Consider the following 23102-nt stretch of genomic DNA (forward strand, 5'->3'; position numbering starts at 1 on the left):
CATGGCGCGCATCCGACCCGTCAAGCCGGAGACCTGGGTCTCCGAAACGCTCGCCGAGGTGTCCATACCGGCGATGCTCACCTTCATCGGCATGACCAACCACTCCGACGACAACGGTCGGCACCGCGACAACGCGGCGGTCGTCTACGGCCTCATCTGGCCGATGCGCGACGAGATCAACCGCACGGTGGTCGAGGACCACCTCCGGCAACTCGCCGCAGTGGGCGCGATCTGCCGCTACACCGGCTGCGACGGCCGCCGGTACTTCCACTACCCGACGTGGCGCAAGCACCAGAAGATCGACAAGCCGTCACTCAGCCGCCTTCCCGCCTGCCCGCACTGCGAGCCGGAGCGGTGCGGCGTCTGCAAGGGCCCCTGCATCCAGCAGGCCGCCCTCGCCGCCACCCCGGGGTCCCGACTCGACGACGCCGCGAGCGCTCCCCGAGGGTTCGGCGAAACCTCGGCGAACACTCCGGCAGCCCTCCAGCAGCCGCACGAACCCTTCCCGGCACCCGCCGCGCAGACGGTTCCGGGTACCGCGGAAGCGGCCGCCCCGGTGGTCGACGCCGAGCGCAAGCTGATTCCGGACCCCAGGAAAACCGCAGGTCAGACGGCATTCGGCGAAGCCTCCCCGAAGGTTCAGCGAACCCTCCCGGAGTCCTCGACGCCTGGATCTAGGATCTTGGATCCTGGATCTTCTTTCCCTACGGGGCGCGAGACGCCCGACGCGGACACCGTCTCGGCCGGCCAGCTGATCGGCGAGTACGTCGCCACCTGCGCCAAGCGTCCGCCGGGCGACGTGCTCGGCCACCTCGGCAAGGTCGTCAAGAAGCTCTTGGACGAGGGCATCGCCGCCGAGCACGTCCGCGCCGGACTGCGGCGCTTCGCCGAGATCCAGGGCCACCCCTCCCGGCTGCCGAGCCTGGTCAACGACGCCATGAACGCACGAAGCGCCGGTTTGGCGCGGCCGGGATTCCGGCCTAACGTGCCCGCTCACCAGGCGTGGACCAATCCGGTCGACGCCGTCGCCGCCTACGCCGAGGAGCTGTGATGCGCACCCGCCGCGACCCCCAGACCCTCGCCGACGCGCCCTCGGTGCTCGACCGGATGGCCCGCATCCTCGCGTCCCGGGGCATCGAGCAGGACACGGTTGACGCCCTCCCGGACGAGCCGGAGCCGTACTCGGCGGAGGAGGCCCTGTCCGCCGGGCTGCCGCCGCGCTACCGCGAAGCGGTCGCCACGAACCCGCAGGTCCTGGCTTGGGTGCGGCAGGTCACCGCCGAGGCCACCGCTCCGAGCCGGGGCGCCCGACGCCAGGTCGCCACCGGCCCCAGCCTGCTGATGGCCGGGGTCGTCGGCGCCGGGAAGACCCACGAGGCGTACGGCGCCGTCCGCTGCCTGGTCGAGGCCGGCATCGGTGTGCGCTGGCGAGCCACCACCGCCGCGGACCTCTACGCCGAACTCCGCCCCGGCTCGGACACCGACGCCGAGCAGGTCCTCGCCGCCTACAGCCGGGTGCCGCTGCTGATCCTCGACGACCTCGGCGCCGCCAAGTCGAGCGAGTTCGTCGAAGAGCAGACCTACCGGCTGATCAACCGCCGCTACAACCACATACTCCCGACCTTGATCACCAGCAACCTGCCGATCAAGGACCTCCGCACCTGCCTCGGTGACCGCGTCACCTCCCGGCTCGCCCAGATGACCACTCGGGTCAGCTTCGAGCCGGTCGACCGCAGACGCCTCCAGCGCGCCGCCTGAGCCGCCGCCGCGCCCGGCCGCCCCACGGCGAGCCGCCCACCCTTCACCGACCCAGCGCCCTCTCCGCCGACGCCGACCTCGCGCGCGGAGAGCGATCGGAGCGACCCCGCATGACCACCACGACCCGTCCTGTCCGCCACCGCGCGCTCGGCGACCAGACCTGGCAGGACCAGGCCGTCTGCACCCCGACCGAGTACAACCCCGTCGACCCCGAGGTGTTCTTCCCCGGTCCGGAGGACTCGGCCGCGATCACCACCGCCAAGGCGCTGTGCGCCCAGTGCCCGGTCGCCCGCGCCTGCCTGGACGCCGCGCTGGAGACGGGCGACACCCACGGCGTCCGGGGCGGCCTCACCGAGGAGGAGCGCGAACCTCTGCACACCAGGCTCAACGAACGCCTCGACTACAGCCGGGTCAAGGCCGTGCTGGCAGGGCGCGACATCCACATCACCCGCGCCGAGCGCCGCGCCGTCGTCCTCGCCGGATACCGCCAGGACGTGCCGGTCGAGCGCCTCGCCTGGCTCCTCAAGATCAGCCCGGAGCACGCCCTCAAGCTCTACCGCGAAACCCGCCGCGTGATCCGCCACCGCCAGATCGCCGGGCAGGCCACCCGCGCCGGCTCGGCCGACCACGACACCACCAGCGCCGAGGAACTGCACCGCGACGACTTCGGGACGGCCGCATGAGCACCACCACCGCGACCACCCCGAACACCGCGCCCGTCACCGGCTGGGACCGGGCCGTCGTCATCGCCCTCGGCACCGCCGGGTGCGCGCTCTCGTACGACGCTCTCCAGCAGATGGCTGTCGCCATCCACGTCCGAGGCTTCCTTACCTACCTCTTCCCGCTCGTGATCGACGGGTTCATCTCCTACGGGGTCCGCGCGCTGCTGGTGCTGCGCGATGCCCCGCTGCGGGCCCGCGCCTACGTCTGGCTGCTCTTCGGCGCGGCCACCGGGGCGAGCCTGTGGGCCAACGCCCTGCACGCCGTGCGGATGAACGAGCAGAACGCCACCACCGGCCTGCGCCTCGGCGACTCGGTGGTCGCCGTGCTCTCCACGATCGCCCCGCTCGCCCTGGCCGGCGCCGTCCACCTCTACATCCTCATCGCCCGCGGACCGGTCAGCCCCGCCGACCGCGATGGCCGGGGTGACCGAGGGCCCGACGCTGACCGAGGTCAGGTCACCCCTGACCTCGGTCAGGTCAACGCCGAGGCCGGTCTGACCGACCGGCTGGCAGCGCTGACCGGCGGTCAGGACAGCGGAGGTCACCCCGGTGCGCCGAGGCCGGTCGGCCACCCGGTCACCGCACCCGGCGGTCAGCCGGTACTGACCCCGGTCAGCGCGGTCAACCTGACCAAGCCCTCTGACCTGGGCGGTCACCCGGTCACCGGCCGACAGGCCACTGACCGACCGGCGGACAACAGGCCGGTCACCACCGCGACGGCCAGCCACGCCGAGGCCACCGACCCGCCGGTCAGGACCCCGGTCACTGACCCGCCGGTCACTGACCGGGACAGTGACCGCCGTCCTGACCTGGACACCGAGGACCTGCTGGCCATCGCCCGGCAGGCCGCGCCGGAGAACGGCAGGCTGACCCGCAAGGTGGTCGCCGAAGCGATCCGAGGTCAGAAGATCCCCCTGTCCAGCGCCACGCTGACCGAACTGATGGCCCAGCTCCGGCCGCAACCCGGTCAGCCGGTCACCGCCGACCAAAACTGACCGACCCGAACGCCGGGGTGACCGACCAGCTCACCCCGGCCGGTCACCCGCCCGTACCACCAGCATCCGGGAGTACCCACCATGCGCACCACCCCCGCCACCTGGGCCGAGGCGGACTCCTGGCTCGCCGTCCTCACCCAGCGCGGCCACCTCCACCGCGTCGAGACCGGCCCGGACAGTGCCCGCAGCGTCCAGCGCGGCCGGCACTCCCGCCCCTGGACCCTCCACCACCCCGTCCTCGCCGTCGACTACATCGAAGACCTCCTCCTCGACCTCCGCCAGCGTGACACCGAGGCCAGCCGATGACCGCGCCCGGCCACGACGGCACCGCGCAGGCACCGGAGAATGGCCCCAACGCTGCCCCTGGCGGAGCAAGTTGTGGGGTAAGCGATGCTTACCCCGCCCGCGCCCCGGAGGGGGCACGGGCACCCCGGTCGTCGGCGGACCCAGGGGGGCCCACCGGCGACCGGGGAGTCGACCCGGGGGTGTCGACTACCGGGACAGAAACCGCGCCCGCTCCCCAGCACGCCGCCTCCCGACGCCGCCGCCCCCGCCACGCCACCCAGCGCCGCACCTGCGTCAGCCTGCGGTTCAGCGAGCCGGAGTGGGCCGCCGTCCGGAAGGCCGCCGACCGCGCCGACCTCGCCCCCGGCGGCTTCTGTGCCGCTGCCACCCTGGCCGCCGCCACCAGCACCGACCCGAGCGCCGCCATCGCCGACTACCGCCGCGGCATCCAGGAACTCATGGAGTCCAACCGCCAACTCGCGGCCATCGGCAACAACATCAACCAGGTCGCCCACTTCCTCAACGCCGGCGGCCAACCGGCCACCGACCTCCGCGTGCTGCTGCAGCGCGTCGAAGCCTCCATCGGAGCAGTCGACGACGCGGTCGCCTGGATGGTCCGCCGGTGATCCCCAAGATCCGCACCGGCACCGGCGGCACCTACGGCCTCATCCGCTACCTCTGCGGACCGGGCCGACGCGACGAACACACCGACCAGCACCTCGTGGCGAGCTGGAACGGCTTCGCCCCCGACCCCGGCCGAAACCCCCACCACACCATCGCCCAGCTCGCCGCCCAACTCGATCAACCCGTCAAGGCCATCGGCGACCGCGCCCCCGCCGACACCATCTGGCACTGCTCGGTGCGCACCGACCCCGGCGACCGCCACCTCGACGACAACGACTGGGCGAACATCGCCCGCCGCATCCTCCACGCCACCGGCATCGCCCCCGAAGGCGACACCACCGCCTGCCGCTGGGTCGCCGTCCGCCACGCCGACGACCACATCCACATCGCCGCCACCCTCGTCCGCCAGGACGGCCGCCTCGCCAACCTCTCCTTCGACCGCCGCAAGGCCCAAGCCGAAGCCCGCCTCATCGAGAAGGAGTACGGCCTGCGCCAGCTCAACCCCGGCGACGGCACCGCCGCCAAGAACCCCACCAGCGCCGAACGCTTCAAAGCCGAACGCTCCGGCCGCACCGAGACACCCCGCGAGACCCTGCGTGAAGCCGTCCGCCAGGCCGTCGCCGGAGCCGACAGCGAGGAGGAGTTCTTCACCCGCCTGCGCGAGGCCGGCCTCCGGGTGAAGCTCCGCCACCTGCCGTCCGGCGACCTCGCCGGCTACAACGTTGCCCTGCCCGGCGACCGCAACGGCGCAGGCGAGCCGATCTGGTTCCCCGGGTCCAAACTCGCCCCCGACCTCTCCCTCCTCAAGATCCGTCACCGCCTCGACGCCGCACCCGCCACCGGCGCCCCCGCGCCGGACGACCGCCCGGCCCGCCCTGGCCGCTCCGCTCCCGCGCGCCGCCGCCGAGACGCTGCCCACGCCGCCGAGCGCGCCGTCGCCGCCCTCGACCAGGACGACGACGAAGCCGCCGCCCACCTCGTCGGAGCCGGTGAACTCCTCGACGCCCTCGCCCAGACCTCCCCGGCCGCCACCCGCGCCGAACTCCGGGAAGCCGCCCGCGCCTTCGAACGCGCCACCCGCAGCCACGTTCGCGCCGAGCACTCCGACCTCCGCGCCCTGCGCTCGGCCGCCCGCGGAATCGTCCACGCCGGCAGCGCGCTCGGCCGGGGCGAGGACGGCGGCGCCACCGCCATGGTCCTGTCCACCTTCGTCCTCGTCACCCTGGCCGCCGCCCGCTGGCACTCCGCCCGAGGCCACGCCCAGCAGGCCGCCGCCTCCCGCAAGGCCGCCGACCACCTCCGCTCCGCCTACCAGCAGGCCGCCGCAACCCCCATGCGCACCATGCGCGAAATCGGCCGCACCCTCCCGGACGGCGAACGCCGCCGCCAGGACATCACCATCCGCGCCGTCCTCGGCGACACGGCCACCCCGAAGGGCCCGGCCCGCGAGCACGACGCCCTGGCCGCCGTCCTCGCGGAAGCAGAGGAGGCCGGCCACGACCCCAAGGCCCTCCTGGAGAAGGCCGTCGACCGGCGGGAGCTGGAAACCGCCCGCAACACCACCGACGTCCTCGTCTGGCGCATCCGCCGCCTCGCCGACCTGCCCGCCAACCCCGAACAGCCCAACATCCGCAAGGCCCCTGGTACCCAGGCCCCGACCAAGCCAGCGCGGCCTCGCGTCACGCAGCCGGCACCGGCCCAGCCCGTGACCGACCCGCGCCGCCCGGCACCATGCCGCTGAACCGGCAGCCCGCCGGGCGGCCCTCCCGGAACCCCTCGACACCTGCTCCCATCAGGTGTTACGCAAGTACCCGAGCACCACGAACGGAGAGCCCGTGACGAGAACCACCGATACCACCACCGCCCCGGCCCCGATCACCATCCCGGTCCCGGTCGGCCCCGACCCGCTCCGGCAACTGGAGTACGAGACCCAGACCCCCAGCGGCCCGGAGGCCGTTCGCGGTCTCCTGCACCCGGCCGAACTCGCGCTGTGTGGCATGCCGGTGACCTGCTCCGCGTGCCGGGCACGCCGCGACTGGCTGCTGCTGAACCACCGCCGCAACGTGTGGGTGCGGTGCCGCTGCGGGAACGAGTGGCTGGAGCCGGAGATCACCCGCAAGGACTTCGATGCGATGATCGCCAACCCGACCTGGACCTATCACGCCGATACCGATGCCGCACGGGTGGCTCTTGGCTTCGACGGCACCTTCGCTGGCATCTACCTGGATTAATGCGTGGCACTACATCGGATGCAACATCCTGAACGTCCTGCGCACGACGCGGGGCCGGGCAGCCCTTCGGCCCCGCGCACTGCCCGGGTTCTACTGCTGCGTGTTGAGCAGGTCCAGCAGCAACTGGGCCTCGCGTTGCAGGTGTTCGAGCGGCTGGGTCAGTGCGGCCCCATGGTGGTTGACCGCCTCGGTGAGCGCTGCGATCTGGCCACCGACCGGGCTGGTGCCCCCCGAAGCCGTCCTTAGTACCTTCGCCGCCTGGCCTGAGGTTACCGGTTTGCCGGTGGTGATGAAGGCCCGCAGCTCTTGGGCGGCGGCGTGGACCCACCTCAGACCGTCGGTGGCAGTTGCCGGTGCCAACTTAGGGGGAGGAGGTGGCCGGAGCCGGCTGTGGTCGTAGACGTGCAGCTCCAGACCAGCCTTCTTGCAGAGCCGTTCCGCTGTTGCCCGGGTCGCGTTCGGCACCATGTCGACTGCTGCGAGCAGGTGCACATCCGCGCCGAGCTTGCGACTCAGGGCGACGTCGCGCTCGAGTTGCGCGTCCGTGAACTGCGACGCCGAGGTTTTGACCTCGCCTGCGAGGACCTGTTCGTCCCAGATCCCGAAGATGTCCACCTCCTCCGGGTCCTTCTGGCCTTCGAATACGAGATCGGTGCCGGGCAGGAAGTACGAGTGCTTACGGTCCCGGTGCAAGGCGGCGATGACCAGTAGATGTGGAAGGACCCCGTTGTCGCTGGCCCTGTCGGTGAAACTGTTGAGCCGGTAGTGGACTGCGACCGACGCCGCGGTGCTCCAGTAGTTGGAGACAGCGCCGCAGCCGGGGCACGTCGGGGTACTGCTGGTCTGGTTCAGCGGAACGAAGCTCTGGATGGTGCATTCGAGGCAGTCGTTCCTCAGCCCGCGCTCCGCCCATCCGAGGGTGCACAGCCGTTCGGCGGCTGCGACCGGGTCGGTGCCGCGCACGGATCCGAGCCTGTCGGGCGGCCAGAAGCGCCGTTCGGCTCGGCCACCCCACAGGACGGCAAGCTCCTCCAAGTCGGAGGGGGACCCGCCGTCGGATTCCAGCTGTTCCAGCGCCTTGGTGAGTTGCTTGGTGCGCGGGGTCGTCAACTCCACAGCGGCTTCGTAGACGCCGGGCTCCAGTAGGGCGTTGATGTCGGCCCGGTCTGCGAGGGCTTGGCCGAGCCGGCCAGGCAGAGACAGCTGATGGCTCTTGGTGACATCGTTGAGGATCCGTTCGGTGGCCTGCTGGAGGGTCGGCACCGTGACGGGGAAGACGAGTTGGTGGCGGACCCCGGGGGCTGCGAGTTGAATCGCTCGGCCACGCCAGGAGGCGTGCGGGTCCACCAGTTGCGCGACGCAGTCGCGGGCGGGGAGTCCGTCCAACGGTTTCCCCCAGAACCGCAGGAGAGCGGAGCCGCTCCCGCTGGAGAACTGCACGGGTGCCGGCACTCGGAGCGTCATGGCCCGGCCGGTGAACACCTGGGCGTCGAAGGTGGTCACGAGCCCGTAGTCGCGGTCGGCCCTCACCCAGTCGGAGGGATCCTTGACGCGGTAGCTGTACGGGGCCGTCCTGGTGGGCGGTGCGGGGATCTTTGCGCCGATCTCGACGGGTGTGGTGCTGGGCTGCAGGCGTAGCAGGGTGGCGATCTCGTTGAGGCGCGCAAGGGGCACGTTGCGGCTGGTGAGGATCACGTCGGGGGTGAAGCAGTCCGGGCGTGACAGGAAGCCTTCGAACTGGTCGGGGAAGTTGAGCCAGTTCTCGATCGCCCGGTCTTCACCGGGCAGCAGCAGCATCGGCATGACCAGGGTATCGGGCGGGCACAGGGCGCGGGTGTTCCAGAATGCCAAGCAGTCCGTCAGATCATCGGGCCCGGTCACCCAGACCACGGTCGGTGCGTAGCCGGTCATCGCACTCCGGTACTCGCCGAACTGGTCCATGGTGCTCTGGAGCCATGTGGCGCCCCACAGTTGGAGCCGTCCGAAATCGTCGTCGCCGTACCCCGGGCGGGCATAGCCGACGGCGTTAGCGGGTCGGCAGCCTGCCGAGGTGACTTGCCACAGCGGTGCCCCCGGCATGGCGACCACTGGAGCCTGCCGTGCCTCGATCCGCGCGATCTCGGCTGGATCGACGGTGTAGCTGCTGGCCGGGTGCTGGCTGATGTTCGAAAGTGGAACGCATGGCAGGCCAAGGCCGTCGGCGATCCGTTCGGCCGCCTTGGTGCTGGCGCTGACGTTCACCACCGCCTCCACCTTGGCCGCATTGACAACCGCCAGGTGATCCGGTGTGGGGCCGTTGGTGTCGCTGATCTCGACGATGGGCTCGGTCAGGCCGCCCCAACGACTGCTTGCTTCCGCCACCGCTTGCCTGAAGCCTTCCGTGTCCCCTGTGGCGATGAGGTACGCGACACGTGAGGGCAGGAGGGTGGCCTCCATGACGGACTGACCGAGATACTCCCCAGATTCCACGAGAGCAGCATCTCACCCGCCAGCCGGCTGGCCCCGGCGAGGCCCCTCAAGTACCTTCCAGAGGTGCAGGACATGGAGTCTCCAAGATTGCGGAGTGGACGGTGCGGTAGGCGGCCAGCGCTCCGCCGTCGAGGGCGAATAGCCATGCCGTGCGCACCGCGTGCGTGCCGGTCACCGCAGCGCCGATCGCGGTGGCGGCGCCGATCGCAGCAGTGGAGCACCAGGCGATCAGCGCGACAGACGGCGGACCAGGAGGCGGGGCATCGGCAGGTAGTCCACTTCGTACTCGTCGGTGGCGGGTGCCGGTCGGTCAGCCGGAGGCGGGCTCGGGCGGCTTGCCGTGTAGGTCGCTGCGGTGGCCCTGGCCGAGGGGCTTCCAGCCCTGGAAGGTGGAGGGCTTCCAGCGGGGGCGGTCCGGGATGCTGGTGTCGTCGGGGGCGGGAATGGTGCCGCGGTTTCGGCGGTTGCGGGCGGCGCCGACGCTGATGCCCAGGTGTTTGGCGACCTCGGTGTAGCCCCAGAGCTGCTGGTCGTCGGCCATGCGCGTGTCCTCATCCTCGGTGTTCCGGTGATGAGCGTACGTGCTGCCGGTCGGGCCAGTGAACGCCGAGGCCGCCCCGGCTGGTCGGCGCGGGGCGGCCTTGTGTTCAGGAGTCGGCGAGGCGGTTGGCGAGTTCGAGGGCGGCGGTGGCGACGGCGAGGGCGGAGCACAGGCCGGTGACCTCGTGCAGGGTGGGGCGCACCAGGCGGGGCCAGTCGTCCGGGGCGGCGGGCCAGGTGGCGAGGTGGACGTCGGCGGTGGCGAGGCCGAGGCGGGCGGTGACGTCCCAGCCTGCCTCGGGGGCCTTCTCCCACCGCAGCAGGATGCGGCCGAAGGGGGGTCTGGGGGCGGTGTCCGGGAGCCAGAGGACCTCGATCGGCTGGCCGGGGTCGGCGGGGACGCGGCGGACGAGCGCTCCGCTCGCCCACGGTGGCACGGGGTGCAGCGCGAGGCGGTCGAGCGGTTGCGGGCGGGTGGGGCGGTGGGTGGTGGGGATTCGGCTCTCCTTCGAGCGGGTGGTTCAGGCCCAGGCGAGTTCGTCGCTGACGGCGGTGGGCAGGTAGCCCTCCTGGCCGTCCTCGGCCAGGTAGACGAGGCCGTCGTGGACGACGAGGTTCGAGGCGAGCAGGTGGGAGAACGGGAAGTCCGGGTTCACGGCGATGCGGACCCGCAGGCTCGGGTCGACGTCCTGGAGCTGGGCGAGCAGGTGGGTGACGGTCAGGTACTGGGGCACGGTGATCTCCTGGGTGTCCGGTGCAGAGGAAGGACGAGGACGGGTTCGTCGGCGGGCCACGGGTCGCAGCACTCCCAGGGGAAGCCCCGGGCGAGGACCACGGTCCCGTGCGGGCCCTCGACCTCGGGCAGACCGCAGACGCCGCACCCGCACGCCGGGTCGTACGGTCCGGGGGCGGCGGGGTAGGGGCCGCGGACGAAGTAGTCCGTGAGGCGCAGACGCCCCGGGGCGGCGGGTTCGAAGGCAGAGACGATCAGGTCGCCGGGGCGGACCTCGTCCGCGCGGGCGACCCGCAGGGCCGGGCTGGCGAGGACGCGGTGTGCGGCGCGGTGTTCCGTGGCGGCGGTGACGATGAGCGGGTGCAGGGCGACGTGGTGGGTGTTCGCGGCGGTGTCCCTTCGTTGGCCTGCGGTTTCGGCGGACCCGTACTTTGACATGTTGCGTCCCGAAGTTGCTAGTCCTTTTCCGGAATCGGTGGTCTGCCGTGGTCGAACCGGACGGGAATGGATCGCAGCCTCGGAGTGCTGAACCGAGGTTGCGGTGCGGGGCCGCACAGGGCCGGAGGGGGCGAAGGCAGTGGTGACGGGCAGAGGCCGGGATATGGCGGCGCTGGAGCACAAGATCCGCAGCGCGGGTCGGGCGTGGACGATGGGCGACGTCGCGATCATCGGCGAGGGCCAGTGGGCCGTCGCCACGGACCGGACCGGGCGCGAGCAGACCGTTGAGGTCGAGGAACGGCTGGCGGACGGCCGGCGGGTGGAGCTGACCCTGGAGGAACTGGCCCGCGTGGTGGGCGCCACCGACCTCGGCGCCCACCACGACAGGGCCGCGGACTGACCGGCGGCTACCGCCGGTTCGCCACCAGCGGGGCCGGAGCGGCGGCCGGCGGGGCGGGCTGGTCGGCAGGCGGACCGAGGGGGCGAGTCGCCTGCGAGGTGCGGGCGGTGGCGGCCCGCACTCGCTCGGCGTCCGGGCCGCCTGCCGCCGTGAGCGCGTGCTCGCGGGCGTCGACCACGTGGCGGATCATCTGGACGGCCGTGTTGCTCTCGGCGTAGGCCGTCCGCAGGGCGCTCGCCGAGGCGGTGATCCGGTCGAGGTCGTAGAAGGCGGGGACATGGCCGGGCCGGGTGAGCGCATGGAGCCGATCCTGGTGCACGGCGATGGAGTTGGACACGACGACCAGGTGGGCCCGGTGATGCATGGCCGAGCGCAGCATCGGGTCCACGGCGGCCAAGCGGGACGTGGACCTCTCCAGGTCGGCGATCGGCCGCCCCCAGGCTTGCTCGATCATCGCGTCCGCGCAGTCGAGGGCGGTGGCATCGGACACAGTGTTCTCCGGTTGGTGACGTGGCGTCAGCGGGCAGGGCGGGCCGCGGAAGCCGTTCTGGTCTTGCCGCTCATGAAGGTCACCGGCCGCGTGAGGGGTGGGAGGCCGCCGTGACAGCGGCGGGGACGCGCGGCGGCTGCATCGGAGGGTGGCTGAACAGGGTGGAGGGGGCGGCGCTGCGGCGCAGTGCCGCCGCGGTCCGCGCGGACTGCGCGGGGGAGGTGAGGGTGCGCTCGGCGGCCGGCACCGCAGGGGCCACGGGGGAGATGTGCCGGTTGTCCCACTGCTGGAGAGCGGTGTAGACGGGGCCGAGGGCCGCTCCGGCGTCGGTGAGGACGTACGGGGCTCCGTGCCGGTCGCCGGTGAGGGTGACGAGGCCGTCCGCCTGCATGCGGTTCAGCCGGGTCGCGGCGAACTGCTCGGAGGCGCCGAGGCGTTCGGCCAGGTCGGGCAGGCGCATGCTCCCGTGCTCCGAGAACAGGCGGACCGTCTCGGTGGTGCCGGCGAGCTGCAGGCGCTGCAGGGCGTCCTCGACCCGGTCGTACCGGCCCTGCGGGGTGCGGTCGACGTGGTCGGAGGACCACTGGGCGAGCGTGCGGTAGACCGGGCCGAGCGTGCGGGCGGAGGAGGAGAGCCGGTAGGGCGCCGCACGGTCGAACGCGCCGTCGCGGGTCACCAGGCCGGCCTCGGACATCGACGCCAGCCGCTTGCTGACGTACGACGGGGACAACGCCGTGAGGTGCTGGGCGACGTCGGCAACCCGCATTTCCGGGCCGTACTTGGCGATCGTGTGGACGACGTGGGTGGTCCACTTCGGCGCGATCCGGTGCAGGACAGTCTCGATGCGCTGCGAGTCGGCGGCGCTCATGGGGGTGATCTGGGCGGACATGGCCGGGAGTTCCTTGCTCAACGGGTACGGGCGGAGACGGAGGGCAGGGCCGCTCCTGGCGAGGGCACGGCCTGGGCGGCGCCGGCCGAGGCGGGGGTGATGCCGCGGTAGAGGGCGGCGATCTGGCGAAGCCGCTCCGCGCGGGCGGCGGAGTTGGCCGCTACGCCTTCGGGGGTGAGGGAGAGCATGTGCCCCATCAGGGAGGCGGAGGTGTTGGTGTTGACGGCGACAAGGCCGGCGCTGACCAGCCGCTCGACCGCCTCGGCCTCGATCGGGGCATCGCGCCCGGAGCCCCAGATCACGTACCTGTCGCCGTGCACGCTCTCGCGCAGCCACAGGTCCCCGTCCTCCATCGCGTTCAACGCCGCCCGGGCGGAGCCCTGTTCGTCGTCCCAGGAGGCGGTGGCGGGTTGTGTCTGCTGGTCGGCTGGGGCCGTGGCGCCGTCGGTGTGCGCGGAGTCGTGCCGGAGTTGAGGTCCGGTGGCCGGCCGGTCTCGGCGCCTCGCTCGTAGGCGCTGAGCACCTTGTCGAGCTGCTCGTAGGCCGCGCCCCTGCGGGCGGTGAGCAGCTCGACCTGGAGTCCCGCGGACTGGATGATGCCGTTGACGCCGCGCATGCTCGCGTGGTCGCCGCGGGCGACCGGCTGCAGGCGCTCGATCACCGTCTGCGCGCGCTCGGTGAGGTCCTGGTGGAGCCGGTCGACGTCCCGGGCGCACGAGGCGACCACGGAGGCGAGGTGGGCCATCGGGCTCGGGTACGGGTGCTGGCCGGACAGCTCCCCGGCATCGCCGGCACCGAGGCGCTCGTAGACGAGGTGGGCGCCGGGGTGGGTGAGCGGGTCGTGCGGGTTCACCGGGCCGCCTCAAGGCGGGCGAGGAGGGAGCGGACCAGGGTTGGCAGGCTGTCGGGGCCCTCGCCGTCGAGGCGCACCGCGCTGACCGACTCGTCCAGGAGGCGGTGGGCGTCCTCGGTCAGCGCGCCGGTGATCTCCGCGCAGGCTTCCGTGAACTCCGAGCAGGCGAGCAGGGCCCGGCCCAGGAGCCGAAGGTAGAGGCCGGGCGGCAGGGCCGCCTCGGCGGCGAGCACCGTGATGGCCTGCCGGTCCTGCGGGGCGTAGTCCGACAGGTCGACGCCGGATTCGTCGTCGTCGTCGGCCTGGCCGGCTTCGGTGACCAGGAGGTCGACGGCCTGGGTGAGGTCGGCGAGCGACTCGGTGAGCCAGCCCAGGGCAGAGACGTAGGAGGCGAGGGTGAACAGGGAGGCGGGGGTGGTCGGCAGCCGGGCTTCCAGCAGGTGCTCCAGGCGGTCGGCCAGCGCGGTGATCGCCTTGGGCCCGGCGGTGAGCGGACCGAGGACGGGGTGGAGGTGGGAGCGCGAGGGCGGGGCGGCGTGCTGGGCCGTGGCGATGCCGGAGACTGCCTCGGCGGCTTCGACGAGCCAGAGGGCGAGGTCGGCATGGGTGGGGTTGGGGGTGGGGGTGGTCATCATCGGGCCCTTCGGGCGGCGGCGCTGGTGGCGAAGCCGGGGGAAGCGGTGGTGTAGGCGGGGCTGGCGCCGGCCTGTGCGGGGCGTACGGACTGGGCACGGGCGGCCCGGACGCGGGCTTCCTCGGCCGGGCCGGGGCCGGTCGGCAGGTTGAGCCCGGTGCGGCCCAGGCGGTTCTGGGCGGAGCGGTAGACCTGGTAGTCGAGCCGGGGGCCGGCGGCGATGAGGTGGACTTCGCGCCGGTGCTGGGACTCGGGCGGGGAGTCGCGGAACTGGACGACCAGGCGGTGCGAGGCCCAGTTCTCGGCGACGCCGAGGTAGATCTTGTGGCAGCCCTCCAGCCGGCCTTCGAGGCGCTTGGCGACGCGCTCGCCGTGCACGAGGTCCTGCAGGTGCAGCAGGGCCTGGTCGCGGATGGCGTCGGGGAGTTGGCGCAGGTCGGCGATGGCGTCGGGGTGGGCGGAGAAGCCGAACTTCGCGCGGGTCACAGCGACCGCCCCCGGTCGGGCTGCGCGAGGGCGGCTGCCGCGGGTGCGGCGGCCACGATCTCTGCGACGCCGGGCACGGTCGGGGCGGCGCTGCGGGCGAGCGCGGCGCGGGTGCGTAGCGCGTCGGCGTCGGTGCGGTACTCGGGCGGCTCGGGCAGCGGGGTGTTCCGCTCGGCCAGCCACGCCTCGGCGCCGGCACGGTCGGGGAAGGCACCCTCGCGGATGGTGTAGGTGTTCTGCTCCGCGTCGGAGTGCTCGATGAAGAGCCGGACGGGCAGTTCGGTGGCGGTCCTGTCCGTGACCATGGTCCACGCCTCGCCCGGGCTCTCGCGGGCGGCTGCGAGGGTGATCAGGTCGTAGCTGTCGCCCGCGCGGTGGATCTGGTCCTCGATCCGGTAGGTGAGTTCGTCGGCGCCGATGAGGTCGCCGTCCACGGTCATCGCCTCGGGCGGGCAGCCGTGCTCGGCGAGCCACTTCTGTGCGAACGCCACACCTGCGTGCGCGGAGGCGTCCAGTGCGAAGGTGCCCTGGACCTGGTCGCGTCGGACGTCGAACGTGAAGAGGTCCGGCATGTTCAGCGCCTTGCCCTGCGGGGTGCCGTTGTCGAAGGCGAGCAGGTAGCTGCGGTTGCCGACGCCGTGCCGGGCCAGGAGGTCGAGGTCGCTCTGCGCGGCGATGTCCCGCAGGAGGCCGGAGCGGTCGTCGGCGGGCGACAGGCCGCCGAGGTCGAAGTCGGCGCTCATGCGGCGAGTCCCAGCTGGTCGGGGGTGGACAGGACACGGTGGGCGGGCCGGGACGGGCTGGTGGCGCACGCCGCGAACGGGCCGTCAGGGGCGCGGAGCTGGGCGATGGCGTGGTCGAGGTGGTCGCGGTGCCAGGTCGAAGGACCGCTCTGGCCGGCCTCGGCGGCGGTCAGCTGCTGCCACGCGAGCCACAGTGCGTGCAGGCGGGCGACGGCCTCGGGGTGTTCGTACCACTTCGCGCACCAGGGGCGGGTGGAGCCGATCTCCCGGCCGTAGACGGGCAGCAGGAGGTGGGTGACCCAGGCCGAGAGCTCGGCCAGCTCGGCGGCGTACTGCGCGCCGCCCATGGCGAGGATGAACAGCGGTGGGGCGGCGCCGGGTTCGTCCCCGGCGCCGGGGTCCGGCCCGGTTGGGCCGGACCCCGATTCGTCGTCGGCCTCGGAGCCGAGGCGGTCGAGGATCACGCCGTGCTGGCGGACCTCGGCCATGGTGCGGTGAAGGGCGCTGACGAGGTCGTCCAGGTCCTCGTCGGCGATGCGGATCGGCTCGGGCTCGGAGGAGCCCGGAGCCGGGACGGACTCGGACATGGCACATCCAGGGGATTCGGACGGACGGGAAGGGCGAGGACGGAAGGCGTTCTTCTGGTCATGGCGAGGCTCCGGTGAAGCGCGGTGGTGAGGGACAGAATCCCGCGGGAACGGCGGTTTGGGCGGGCCGCCGACTCGTGCTAGGCGCAGGCCAGTTGGGCGCCCTGGTGCTGGACGAGGCGCAGGCCGAGGGCGACGGCGTCGGCGAGGGTGTCGGTGAGCGGGTGGCCGGCGGCGGCGAGCTTGGCGGGGTGGTGCAGGCCGCCGGTGTGCAGCACGGCGTGCGTGCCGTTGGCGTGGGCGGCGTCCGCGTCGTCGACGGCGTCGCCCACCAGCAGCACCCGGTATGCCTGTTCGGTGAGGTCGAGGGCTTCGAGGTGGGTGGCGAGCGGGGCGGCCTTGGTGCCGCCGGAGGGGCCGGTGCGGCCCTCGACGCGGGTGAAGAAGTGGCCGATGCCGGCCTGCTCGACTTCGCGCACGAGGGCGTCGTGCGGGCACAGCGACAGCAGCGACTGCGTGTGGCCGGCCTCGCGCAGCGCGGCCATCAGCTCGGCGGCGCCCTCGCGCACCCGCACCGGCTGGCCGCGCAGGTGGGCGAGGAAGGCGTTGTCGCTGGAGATCCACTCCTGCTCGGTGATGGTGCGGCCGAGCAGGCGGGCGTAGAAGTCGGGGATCGGCACGGTGTGCTTGGCCCGGTAGGTCTCCCGGTCGACCGGCTCGCCTCCGAGGGCGGGCAGGGTCGCGTTCAGCGCGGAGACGTGGTCGTCGAGGTCGTCCTTGATCGTTCCGTTCCAGTCCCACACAACGTGCAGGCGGGTGGCGGGAGTCGCGGCGGCGAAGAGGGCGGTGTTCACGGCGGTGTCCTTCGGGTTGAGCGGGGCTGTCAGGAGGAGAGGCGGTCGTTGAAGCGGCGCAGCAGCAACAGCGCGAAGGCGGCCCCGGCGAGCGGGACGGCGGCGACCAGCAGCGGGCCGGCCGGGTCGGCGAGGGAGGCGAGGGCGGTTCCGGCGGCCTGACCGATGCCGATGCAGGCGATCAGCCAGGCGAACGCCTCGGTCGATTCGCCCTCGGGGGCGAGGCGGTCGACGGTGAGGAACGCGGCCGTCAGCAGCGGCGCGAGGAAGGTGCCGGGCAGCACGGCACCGAGGACGGCGACGGCGGGCGCGGGGTCGGGCAGCAGCGGCAGCCACCCGGCGGCGAAGCCGATCGAGGCGGCGACCAGGTGCTTGGCGGGGGCGCCGGGCCAGGCGTGTCGGCCGTAGGCGAGGCCGCCGAGCATGCTGCCGATGGACAGCGCGGCCGGCATCACCCCGGCCAGCCACCCGGCGTGGTGGCGCTCGGCGGCGGACAGCGCAAGGACGTTGACGGAGCCGAGCGCGACACCGGTGCCGATCAGCGCGGCGAACAGCACCCGAAGTCCCGGCACCCGCAGCGGTCCCGTCCAGTGCACCGCCTCGGTGAACTCCGCCGGCGCCCAGGCGCGGGAGGGCGGGGCCGTGACGACCAGCCCGGTGCCGAGCAGTCCGAGCGCCGCGGTCGCTACCAGAGCGGTGGTCGCCCCGGCGCCGGCGGCGAAGCCGGTGGCCAGCAGGGGCCCGGCGACGAACACCAGGCCCTGGCTGGAGGAGTCCAGGGCGAGGGCGGCGCGCTGGCGCGCGGCGTCCGGCAGCAGCACCGGCCACAGCGCCCGGAGCCCGGCCTCCAGCGGCGGCGTCGCCAGCCCTGCCACCAGCACGGTGAGCGCGGCGAGCGCCGGGTGGCGCGCCGGGCCGGTGCACGGCAGCAGCAGGAACGCCGTGCTCGCCGTGGCCGTGGCGGCGACGAGGACCCGGATCTGGCCGTGGCGGTCGACCAGGCGCCCCAGCAGCGGCTGCCCGAGCGCGCAGGCGAGGCCGAACAGGGCGCCGAGGGCTCCGGCCAGGGCGAGCGGGCCGTGCTCGGCGCGCACCAGCAGCAGGATCGCGATCGGAGCCATGCCGGTGGGAACGCGGCCGATCAGGGTGCCGCCCAGCAGGCGGGCGACGTACGGCGTACCCAGGACAGCGCGGTATCCGCTGTCCTGGGCAGGGCCGCAGGCGGTGGTGGTGCTCAAGGAGGAGGTCCTTCGGTCGTACGGCCGGCGGCGCGCGGGCGCGCCGGACCGGGGCATGCGCAGGCATGACAGCCCCTCGGGTCGGTGCGGCTGCGGGGAGAAGAGTCCGCGGATTCCGGGATTTGGTACGGCCGGGAAAAGGCGGTAGAAGCCCCTCAGTCGGTACGGCAGCGCGGACAGCGAGCGAAGGCGGGGGTCAGCAACTCCAGGGCCTTGGCCGCCTGCTGGGGGACGACACCGTTGCCGAGGGCGGTGAGCTGGGCCGGGCGGCCCAGTCCCGGGGTGGCGGTGACCCAGCCCGGCTCAAGCCCTTGCATCCACTCGACGAACTCCGCGCGCAGCCGCCCGCCTTCGTCGGTGGGCGGCGGCGCCGGGCGGGTGAGCGTCTCCCATCGGGCGACGGCTGCGGCGTACGGTCCCCACCGTCCGGGGTCGAGCCGTCCTGCGGTGCGGCCTCCCCCCACAGGGGAAGTGCCACCGCTTCCGTCACGGGCGCGGCCGGCCGCCTGCGGGAGCGCGAGGCCGGGTTCCGGGGTGACGAAGGCCGGAGCGAGGCGGCTGCCGAGGGCAGGCTCAGGTCCCCGCCGCCGTACCGCTGGTTCGGCGAGCCCTTGGTCCCGTCCGACGCCTTCGGAGTCGGCAACAGCCACTCCACCTCGTCCGCCAGATTCGGGCCGTGACCGCCGCGCTTCCTCTTCGCCGGATGCTGTGAGCCGCCGTTCGTCGCGATGTTGCTCGTGGGGGTCTTGAGCAGCGCCGCTGTCGGCGGGCCAGGCGGTGAGGAAGACCCTGGCCCGGTGGTGGGGTGCTCCGACGTCGGAGGCGCGAAGCACGAGCCACCGCGCGTCGTACCGGAGCTGGGCCAGGGTGCCGAGTACGGCGCCAAGTGCCCGCAGATCAGACTGATCTGGGTCGTCTCCCAGACACCACGGGCAGCGTTCCACGTCGCCAGTGGAGGCGGCGACGGCGGGAGAGGTGAGGAGTCCTCGTACATTCTCGACCACCAGGAGGTGCGGGCGCAGGGCCTCGACCGCACGCGCCACGTGCTGCCAAAGGCCCGATCGGGTTCCGGCGTTGAGCCCGGCGCGACGGCCGGCGACCGAGACGTCTTTGACAGGGGAAGCCCGCCGTGAGGACGCACACCCGCGGAACATCGGCCCAGTTGACCTCGGTGATGTTGCCCAGGTTCGGCACGCCGGGCCAGTGACGGGCCAGGATCTTCGAGGCGCCCGGGTCGACCTCGGCGTGCCACGCGACGGAGCCTCCGAGCGCGGCCAGCACCCCGAGGTCGAGCCCCCCGTATCCGCTGCACAGGCTCCCGATCAGCGGCCCGGGGTCGGCGGCCGTGGGGGTCGGCGTCATCGCCGGTTCCGGGTGGTGTGAGCCGAAGGTACGGGCGGGACCGGTACGGAGCCGTTCAGATCTGGTGGAACGGACGGGGCGGCGTTGACCGATCGGCTGGCAGCGGCTTGCTGGCGAAGACCTGCGGACGGCGGCGCGATGTGCCGCGCAGTCTGGGCCAGGGTCTGAGCGCCGTGGCGTAGTTCTTCGCGAGCGGTTTCGACGGCGCGCTCGATCGTCCGGACCGCCTCCGTACGGGCCTTCCGAACCGCGGGGTGCTGGTGCTGTTCGACAGCGTGGCTGAGGAAGGCGAGCTGCCGGGCGACCGTTCCGAAGGCTGCGGAGGCTTCGCTGAGGCTGGTGACTGCTTCGGCGTACGCCCGGGCGTGCAGGGCGGGCGCCTCGCTGACGGGGGTGTTCACAAGGGGCTCCGGTGGGGGTGGGTGGCGCTGGTGCGTTCGTGGACGGGGAGTGAGGCAGGTGCTGCGGCCAGCACACGATCCGGCGCCGGACTCGCGCGCGTACGGGGACGGACGGGGCTTCGCGCGAGCGCGGCCTGGACGCGGGAAGCCTGGTCGGCGGTAGCCAGGGGTGGCGCGGGAGGGGAAGTGGCGGTGCGCCAGCGGGCCCGCACCTCCTCCAGCGGGCCGAGGGCGTGCAACGCGTGGCCGATCAGCTGCCCGGGAGCGAGGCGCCGGTCGTCGGCGTGGGCGGCGATCTGCTGCGCGGCGCCGGCGGCAGCGCGGGTGAGGGAGGAACGCAGGAGCTGCTCGCCCAGCCACTCTGCTGACCCAGCCGCCCCGTCGCGCAGCACCGGCCCCAGCTGCTCCTCGGTGAGCATGCCTTCGGCGAGCAGGCCGCGCCGCTGGACCTCCCACAGCGTGGTGACCGGGTCGATCGGCTCGCCCCGGTGGTGGAGCGCCCCGAGGCAGCGATAGAGGTGGCCGTGGCCGGGAACGGCGAAGTCCTGGGGGCGCAGCCAGTCGAAGACCTCGCCGATCGCGCCGTTCTGGTGGACGAGCAGGGACAGCAGGAACTGCTCGTCCTCCGCCTGGGCCGCCGCGGGCGGCTCTCCGGCGGCAGGGAGGGCCGCCCTCGAGGCGGTGGCCCGGGGGCTGGTTCCCCAGCGCCCGGCGAGGTGGTCCAGGACACCCGCGAGTACGTCGGCCTGGGCGGCGGTGCCGTGAACCTCGTTCTGCTCGGCGTCCTCCCGGGTGACGGCGAGCAAGCGGTTGGCGTGCTCGGCGACGGTGCGGTGGATCGACCCCTCCAGCACCATCCGCCCGTACAGGGGCGCGTGGGCGGGGCGCGGGCAGGCGGCGACCAGGGTGTGCAGGTAGGAGGCGGTGAGCCCGCGCACCTGCTGGCCGGCCTCGGCGAGGGTGTCGGTCAGCCACGCCACCGGCACCGCGCCCTGCGCGCCGAGGGCCGGGTGGTCCTCGGCGCGGAGCTTGCGCAGCGCGGCGAACAGCGCCTGGTGGCCGGGCCGGTAGAAGTCGCGCGGCTCCAGCCAGTCGAGGCCGCCGAGCTGGCGGGGGTCGAGCAAGACCGCTCCGAGGACGGCCTGCTCGCCGGTGAGCAGAGGGTCCATCACCGGCTCCGGCGACGGTCGGCGCGGAGCTGGGCGACCGCGAGGTCGGCGGCGGCCTTCGCGGCGGCGAAGCGGTCCAGCTCACCGCTGAACGTCGGGTCGGTGGCCAGGATCGAGCCTTCGCCGGTGATCAGCCACCACTGGCCGCCCCGGCGGACGACCGGCGCCCCGGTCAGCGGAGCCGGACGGTGCTGGTCGGCAGGCGAGTTGGTGTCGGGCATGGGGACCTTCCGGGGAGTCGATCGGGTCAGCGGCTGCGGCGGGCGGCGGCCGGGCCTGCCGCCGCGCCGGCACCGGGCGGGGCCTGCGGCGGCGCGCTCCGGCCTGCGGTGAGGGAGGGGGAGGAGGCGGTAGCGGTCCGGACCCGGGCCTGGCCCGGGGCCTCGCGCGCCGCTTCGGCGGTGTCGGCGAAGCGGCGCCAGGCGTACTCGCTGCGGTCCTGGGACCACGCTTCGGCCTTGGCCGTGAGCGCCGGGGCGAGGGCGGCGACCTCGTCGGCGGTCGCGGAGCCGAAGGCGAGCAGCTGGCCCTGCGCGGACCACAGGTCCAGGTACCAGTCCTCGCCGCCCATCGGGTACGCCTTCACGTGGGCGCCGGAATCGGCGTCCTGGAAGGCCCACAGGCGCCCCAGGTCGCTCCAGCCGGGACCGGCGAACGGCGGCGAGGCCACCGGGACCTCGGGCCTGGGGCCGGCGCGGTCGGCGACGGCGAACACGGCGCTGGGCGGCTCGCCGTCGAGCACGTCCTTGACCAGGCCCAGCACCTCGGCGCCGTCCAGGCCCGGCCGTCCCTCCAGCACGCCGACGACGTTGTTGACGGACCGCAGGGTGGCGCGGGCGCCGTCTGGGTCGATGAGGTTCTCGGCTGGGCCTGCGTCGCTCAGCTGGTGGGCCACCCGCACCCCGGCCGAGCGCAGGTCCTCCAGCTGCTGCAGGCCGGGGCGGTCCGGCAACTTCTCGACGCGGTAGAGGAGTTCGTGGAAGGGCCGCATTTGCTGGCGCACCGCGTCCTGCGCGAAGCGGTCGGCGTTGCCCTTGAAGGAGGCGACGGCCGCCGTACGGACCTGCTCGTCGTGCTTGCGCAGCGAGGTCAGCAGCGACATGTAGCGGTCGCGGGTGTCGATCTGCTCGCGCAGCACCGACTCGTACGCGGCGTTGAGCAGTTCGAGGTCGGAGAGCGCGGCGGACGGGTCGCCGGAGCGCTCGGCCTGCTCGCGCAGCGCGGCCACGCGGCCGGCGGCGGGGACGTTCCACACGCTCATGCCGCCAGCTCGAAGGAGTCGTGGCCGACGCTGACCGGCTGGCCGGCTCGGCAGGCCCAGGGCGAGCAGCCGTCCGCGTCACCGGCCTCCAGCTCGGCGTCCGCGAGTGCGTCGAAGACGTCGGTCTGCCGGCCCGCCCACTCGTGTGCGGTGACCCGGTCGATCGGCGCCTCGTCCAGGGGACGGCGGCTGCGGTGCAGGTATGCCTGGCCCAGCAGCGGGGTGCCCTCTGCGGTCGCCCGCGCGTTGCCGTTGCGGATGGCGCGGTCGAACTCGACGACGTCCTGCCACTCCTTGGGCGAGCCGTTGCGCAGGGCCCGCCACTGGGCGTTGCCGTGGAACGGGCATCCCAGGCAGCTCGACTTCGGCGTGGACTCGAAACCGCGCGAGCGCAGCAGCCGCAGGCAGTCCGCGCGGGAGAATCCCTCCTCGATCAGAGGGAAACGATTCTTCATGTAGGCGACGTCAGCATCCTTCGCCCGGTGGAACTCGTCCGTGGAGATGCCGATCCACTGCTCCACGAACACCCCGGCCGGTACCCGCTGCGGGTGCGGGTGGCCGAGCAGGGAGCGGACCTGCTCCTTGATCGGCTTGATCTTGTACTGGCCCGTGCACTGGCGGCGTGCAAGCCCCTCGGTGCCTTGGGGGTTGAGGATGTGCAGTGGCATCGATGCGAAGCGCTTGCCCGGGTCGAGGGCGTCGTCGCGGATGTTGCCCGAGGAGACCCGCAGGATCGGGATGCCGGCGGGCTCGGCGACCTCCCGCTCGATCCGGTCGAGGTGCGCGTAGACCGAAGCGGGTTCCCAGCCGGTGTCGGCGAAGATCGCGGTGTCGAGGCCGGGCAGGTGTCCTTCGGCGGCCAGGAGCAGCAGTGCGCTGCTCTGTACTCCGGCGCCGAGGGAGAGAACTCGCAGGGTGGGTGCGGTCGTTGTGGTCATGG

The 23102-nt window shown here is 73.1% G+C and carries 29 protein-coding genes and 2 pseudogenes; 9 read left to right on the top strand and 22 right to left on the bottom strand.

All coding sequences use genetic code 11. From position 1 onward, the window contains the following. Position 1: 1 nt before the first annotated feature. The 8 genes from ACIQ87_RS08405 (at position 2) to ACIQ87_RS08440 (ending at position 6615) form a co-directional block, all read left to right on the top strand. The gene (locus ACIQ87_RS08405; RefSeq protein WP_402403433.1) at positions 2 to 1051 is read left to right on the top strand and encodes a hypothetical protein; all 1050 of its coding nucleotides are present in this window, start codon (positions 2 to 4) and stop codon (positions 1049 to 1051) included. After that, on the top strand, positions 1051 to 1758 hold the full coding sequence (locus ACIQ87_RS08410; RefSeq protein ID WP_402403436.1) for an ATP-binding protein: 708 nt from the start codon (positions 1051 to 1053) through the stop codon (positions 1756 to 1758). The genes ACIQ87_RS08405 and ACIQ87_RS08410 overlap by 1 nt, the downstream gene beginning before the upstream one ends. A 110-nt stretch (positions 1759 to 1868) precedes the next feature. Next, positions 1869 to 2441: a WhiB family transcriptional regulator gene (locus ACIQ87_RS08415; protein ID WP_402403439.1), complete on the top strand. Its 573-nt coding sequence runs from the start codon at positions 1869 to 1871 to the stop codon at positions 2439 to 2441. Continuing rightward, on the top strand, positions 2438 to 3475 hold the full coding sequence (locus ACIQ87_RS08420; protein ID WP_402403442.1) for a DUF2637 domain-containing protein: 1038 nt from the start codon (positions 2438 to 2440) through the stop codon (positions 3473 to 3475). The genes ACIQ87_RS08415 and ACIQ87_RS08420 overlap by 4 nt, the downstream gene beginning before the upstream one ends. A gap of 81 nt (positions 3476 to 3556) precedes the next feature. Next, complete coding sequence (locus ACIQ87_RS08425) at positions 3557 to 3781, top strand: hypothetical protein (RefSeq protein WP_402403444.1); 225 nt, start codon at positions 3557 to 3559, stop codon at positions 3779 to 3781. Between the two features lie 179 nt (positions 3782 to 3960). Beyond that, a complete protein-coding gene (locus ACIQ87_RS08430; RefSeq protein WP_402403447.1) occupies positions 3961 to 4386 on the top strand; it encodes a MobC family plasmid mobilization relaxosome protein in 426 nt (141 codons plus the stop codon). After that, positions 4383 to 6125: a relaxase/mobilization nuclease domain-containing protein gene (locus ACIQ87_RS08435; protein ID WP_402403450.1), complete on the top strand. Its 1743-nt coding sequence runs from the start codon at positions 4383 to 4385 to the stop codon at positions 6123 to 6125. Before ACIQ87_RS08430 ends, ACIQ87_RS08435 begins: the two co-directional genes overlap by 4 nt. A gap of 94 nt (positions 6126 to 6219) precedes the next feature. After that, positions 6220 to 6615 (top strand): hypothetical protein, encoded by a 396-nt coding sequence (locus ACIQ87_RS08440; RefSeq protein WP_402403453.1) that lies wholly within the window; start codon positions 6220 to 6222, stop codon positions 6613 to 6615. Between the two features lie 90 nt (positions 6616 to 6705). On the opposite strand, the gene ACIQ87_RS08445 is transcribed toward ACIQ87_RS08440, so the two are convergent. The 5 genes from ACIQ87_RS08445 to ACIQ87_RS08465 form a co-directional block, all read right to left on the bottom strand. After that, the gene (locus tag ACIQ87_RS08445) at positions 6706 to 9084 is read right to left on the bottom strand and encodes a hypothetical protein (RefSeq protein ID WP_402403455.1); all 2379 of its coding nucleotides are present in this window, start codon (positions 9082 to 9084) and stop codon (positions 6706 to 6708) included. Between the two features lie 310 nt (positions 9085 to 9394). Continuing rightward, complete coding sequence (locus ACIQ87_RS08450; RefSeq protein WP_402403458.1) at positions 9395 to 9625, bottom strand: MarR family transcriptional regulator; 231 nt, start codon at positions 9623 to 9625, stop codon at positions 9395 to 9397. Between the two features lie 106 nt (positions 9626 to 9731). Further along, positions 9732 to 10061: an esterase gene (locus ACIQ87_RS08455; RefSeq protein WP_402403461.1), complete on the bottom strand. Its 330-nt coding sequence runs from the start codon at positions 10059 to 10061 to the stop codon at positions 9732 to 9734. A gap of 84 nt (positions 10062 to 10145) precedes the next feature. Next, positions 10146 to 10358: a hypothetical protein gene (locus tag ACIQ87_RS08460; protein WP_402403464.1), complete on the bottom strand. Its 213-nt coding sequence runs from the start codon at positions 10356 to 10358 to the stop codon at positions 10146 to 10148. Then, on the bottom strand, positions 10343 to 10795 hold the full coding sequence (locus ACIQ87_RS08465; RefSeq protein ID WP_402403467.1) for a hypothetical protein: 453 nt from the start codon (positions 10793 to 10795) through the stop codon (positions 10343 to 10345). The genes ACIQ87_RS08460 and ACIQ87_RS08465 overlap by 16 nt, the downstream gene beginning before the upstream one ends. 163 nt (positions 10796 to 10958) lie before the next feature. Here ACIQ87_RS08465 and ACIQ87_RS08470 point away from each other — a divergent pair, with 163 nt between their 5' ends. Then, positions 10959 to 11195: a hypothetical protein gene (locus ACIQ87_RS08470; RefSeq protein WP_402403469.1), complete on the top strand. Its 237-nt coding sequence runs from the start codon at positions 10959 to 10961 to the stop codon at positions 11193 to 11195. 7 nt (positions 11196 to 11202) lie between these two features. Here the strand turns inward: ACIQ87_RS08470 and ACIQ87_RS08475 are convergent, their stop codons facing one another. From ACIQ87_RS08475 to ACIQ87_RS08555, 17 genes and pseudogenes are all read right to left on the bottom strand, one after another. Further along, complete coding sequence (locus ACIQ87_RS08475; RefSeq protein WP_402403471.1) at positions 11203 to 11685, bottom strand: hypothetical protein; 483 nt, start codon at positions 11683 to 11685, stop codon at positions 11203 to 11205. Between the two features lie 79 nt (positions 11686 to 11764). Then, positions 11765 to 12574 (bottom strand): winged helix-turn-helix transcriptional regulator, encoded by an 810-nt coding sequence (locus ACIQ87_RS08480; protein ID WP_402403472.1) that lies wholly within the window; start codon positions 12572 to 12574, stop codon positions 11765 to 11767. 17 nt (positions 12575 to 12591) lie between these two features. After that, a complete protein-coding gene (locus ACIQ87_RS08485; protein WP_402403475.1) occupies positions 12592 to 12927 on the bottom strand; it encodes a hypothetical protein in 336 nt (111 codons plus the stop codon). Positions 12928 to 12932: 5 nt separating this feature from the next. Beyond that, entirely contained in the window at positions 12933 to 13427 is a 495-nt protein-coding gene (locus ACIQ87_RS08490) for a hypothetical protein (RefSeq protein WP_402403478.1), read from the bottom strand. Beyond that, positions 13424 to 14059 carry a hypothetical protein gene (locus tag ACIQ87_RS08495; protein ID WP_402403480.1) on the bottom strand — a complete coding sequence of 212 codons (636 nt, stop codon included), beginning with the start codon at positions 14057 to 14059 and terminating at the stop codon, positions 13424 to 13426. Before ACIQ87_RS08495 ends, ACIQ87_RS08490 begins: the two co-directional genes overlap by 4 nt. After that, positions 14059 to 14547, bottom strand: coding sequence for a hypothetical protein (locus ACIQ87_RS08500; protein WP_402403483.1), 489 nt, complete (start codon positions 14545 to 14547; stop codon positions 14059 to 14061). Before ACIQ87_RS08500 ends, ACIQ87_RS08495 begins: the two co-directional genes overlap by 1 nt. Next, positions 14544 to 15290, bottom strand: a complete 747-nt coding sequence (locus ACIQ87_RS08505) for a glycosyl hydrolase (protein WP_402403486.1) — start codon at positions 15288 to 15290, stop codon at positions 14544 to 14546. Before ACIQ87_RS08505 ends, ACIQ87_RS08500 begins: the two co-directional genes overlap by 4 nt. Beyond that, positions 15287 to 15877: a DUF4913 domain-containing protein gene (locus ACIQ87_RS08510; RefSeq protein WP_402403489.1), complete on the bottom strand. Its 591-nt coding sequence runs from the start codon at positions 15875 to 15877 to the stop codon at positions 15287 to 15289. Before ACIQ87_RS08510 ends, ACIQ87_RS08505 begins: the two co-directional genes overlap by 4 nt. A gap of 140 nt (positions 15878 to 16017) precedes the next feature. Continuing rightward, positions 16018 to 16731, bottom strand: a complete 714-nt coding sequence (locus tag ACIQ87_RS08515) for an HAD family hydrolase (RefSeq protein WP_402403491.1) — start codon at positions 16729 to 16731, stop codon at positions 16018 to 16020. Positions 16732 to 16760: 29 nt separating this feature from the next. After that, a complete protein-coding gene (locus ACIQ87_RS08520; protein ID WP_402403495.1) occupies positions 16761 to 17969 on the bottom strand; it encodes an MFS transporter in 1209 nt (402 codons plus the stop codon). Positions 17970 to 18124: 155 nt separating this feature from the next. Continuing rightward, positions 18125 to 18286: a hypothetical protein gene (locus ACIQ87_RS08525; protein WP_402403863.1), complete on the bottom strand. Its 162-nt coding sequence runs from the start codon at positions 18284 to 18286 to the stop codon at positions 18125 to 18127. Between the two features lie 471 nt (positions 18287 to 18757). Further along, a pseudogene (locus tag ACIQ87_RS08530) lies at positions 18758 to 19123 on the bottom strand (DNA cytosine methyltransferase); the annotation flags it as partial. 16 nt (positions 19124 to 19139) lie between these two features. Next, positions 19140 to 19331: pseudogene (locus tag ACIQ87_RS08535) on the bottom strand (DNA methyltransferase); the annotation flags it as partial. Positions 19332 to 19728: 397 nt separating this feature from the next. Then, on the bottom strand, positions 19729 to 20901 hold the full coding sequence (locus ACIQ87_RS08540; RefSeq protein WP_402403498.1) for a DnaB-like helicase N-terminal domain-containing protein: 1173 nt from the start codon (positions 20899 to 20901) through the stop codon (positions 19729 to 19731). Continuing rightward, positions 20901 to 21122, bottom strand: coding sequence for a hypothetical protein (locus ACIQ87_RS08545; RefSeq protein ID WP_402403501.1), 222 nt, complete (start codon positions 21120 to 21122; stop codon positions 20901 to 20903). Before ACIQ87_RS08545 ends, ACIQ87_RS08540 begins: the two co-directional genes overlap by 1 nt. Positions 21123 to 21148: 26 nt before the next feature. Beyond that, on the bottom strand, positions 21149 to 22162 hold the full coding sequence (locus ACIQ87_RS08550) for a hypothetical protein (protein ID WP_402403504.1): 1014 nt from the start codon (positions 22160 to 22162) through the stop codon (positions 21149 to 21151). Then, positions 22159 to 23034: a hypothetical protein gene (locus tag ACIQ87_RS08555; protein WP_402403853.1), complete on the bottom strand. Its 876-nt coding sequence runs from the start codon at positions 23032 to 23034 to the stop codon at positions 22159 to 22161. Before ACIQ87_RS08555 ends, ACIQ87_RS08550 begins: the two co-directional genes overlap by 4 nt. Between the last annotated feature and the right edge of the window lie 68 nt (positions 23035 to 23102).

Source organism: Kitasatospora sp. NPDC096204, assembly GCF_044763205.1.
Lineage (GTDB): Bacteria > Actinomycetota > Actinomycetes > Streptomycetales > Streptomycetaceae > Kitasatospora.

Coding starts and splice junctions, on each gene's coding strand:
- ACIQ87_RS08470 (WP_402403469.1), top strand. CDS start 10,959: ATGGCGGCGCTGGAGCACAAGATCCGCAGCGCGGGTCGGGCGTGGACG.
- ACIQ87_RS08545 (WP_402403501.1), bottom strand. CDS start 21,122: ATGCCCGACACCAACTCGCCTGCCGACCAGCACCGTCCGGCTCCGCTG.
- ACIQ87_RS08495 (WP_402403480.1), bottom strand. CDS start 14,059: ATGACCACCCCCACCCCCAACCCCACCCATGCCGACCTCGCCCTCTGG.
- ACIQ87_RS08410 (WP_402403436.1), top strand. CDS start 1,051: ATGCGCACCCGCCGCGACCCCCAGACCCTCGCCGACGCGCCCTCGGTG.
- ACIQ87_RS08480 (WP_402403472.1), bottom strand. CDS start 12,574: ATGTCCGCCCAGATCACCCCCATGAGCGCCGCCGACTCGCAGCGCATC.
- ACIQ87_RS08540 (WP_402403498.1), bottom strand. CDS start 20,901: ATGGACCCTCTGCTCACCGGCGAGCAGGCCGTCCTCGGAGCGGTCTTG.
- ACIQ87_RS08405 (WP_402403433.1), top strand. CDS start 2: ATGGCGCGCATCCGACCCGTCAAGCCGGAGACCTGGGTCTCCGAAACG.
- ACIQ87_RS08420 (WP_402403442.1), top strand. CDS start 2,438: ATGAGCACCACCACCGCGACCACCCCGAACACCGCGCCCGTCACCGGC.
- ACIQ87_RS08425 (WP_402403444.1), top strand. CDS start 3,557: ATGCGCACCACCCCCGCCACCTGGGCCGAGGCGGACTCCTGGCTCGCC.
- ACIQ87_RS08485 (WP_402403475.1), bottom strand. CDS start 12,927: ATGGAGGACGGGGACCTGTGGCTGCGCGAGAGCGTGCACGGCGACAGG.
- ACIQ87_RS08550 (WP_402403504.1), bottom strand. CDS start 22,162: ATGAGCGTGTGGAACGTCCCCGCCGCCGGCCGCGTGGCCGCGCTGCGC.
- ACIQ87_RS08450 (WP_402403458.1), bottom strand. CDS start 9,625: ATGGCCGACGACCAGCAGCTCTGGGGCTACACCGAGGTCGCCAAACAC.
- ACIQ87_RS08510 (WP_402403489.1), bottom strand. CDS start 15,877: ATGTCCGAGTCCGTCCCGGCTCCGGGCTCCTCCGAGCCCGAGCCGATC.
- ACIQ87_RS08465 (WP_402403467.1), bottom strand. CDS start 10,795: ATGTCAAAGTACGGGTCCGCCGAAACCGCAGGCCAACGAAGGGACACC.
- ACIQ87_RS08525 (WP_402403863.1), bottom strand. CDS start 18,286: ATGCAAGGGCTTGAGCCGGGCTGGGTCACCGCCACCCCGGGACTGGGC.
- ACIQ87_RS08505 (WP_402403486.1), bottom strand. CDS start 15,290: ATGAGCGCCGACTTCGACCTCGGCGGCCTGTCGCCCGCCGACGACCGC.
- ACIQ87_RS08415 (WP_402403439.1), top strand. CDS start 1,869: ATGACCACCACGACCCGTCCTGTCCGCCACCGCGCGCTCGGCGACCAG.